Annotated in this window: 1 protein-coding gene; it reads left to right on the top strand. The window is 38.1% G+C overall.

Translation table 11 applies throughout. The features are described from left to right. The coding region (locus JUI58_RS00475) for a filamentous hemagglutinin N-terminal domain-containing protein (protein ID WP_204101791.1) at window positions 1-333 on the top strand (333 nt) is incomplete at both ends.

Genomic DNA, 333 nt, shown 5'->3' with positions numbered 1-333 from the left:
AAATTGCTAATTTTCTCTCTGCACCGGAAATTCGTAACATTTTAAGTCGCGTTGTTGGGGGAAATCCTTCTCTAATTAATGGCTTAATTCAAGTTACGGGAGGAAATTCTAATTTATTCCTGATGAACCCTGCGGGAATTGTTTTTGGTAATAATGCAAGTTTAAATGTACCGGGAGATTTTACCGCAACAACAGCCACAGGAATTGGTTTTGGAGATGGTTTTTTTGATGCTTTTGGAAACAATAATTATCAAACTTTAACGGGAAATCCCAATCAATTTGCTTTCGATTTGGCACAGCCTGGAGCGATAATCAATGCCGGAAATTTGACGG

The sequence above is a fragment of the Spirulina sp. CCY15215 genome (genome assembly GCF_016888125.1).
Taxonomy (GTDB): Bacteria; Cyanobacteriota; Cyanobacteriia; order Cyanobacteriales; family Spirulinaceae; genus CCY15215.
This window is presented reverse-complemented; position numbering and strand designations above follow the sequence as displayed.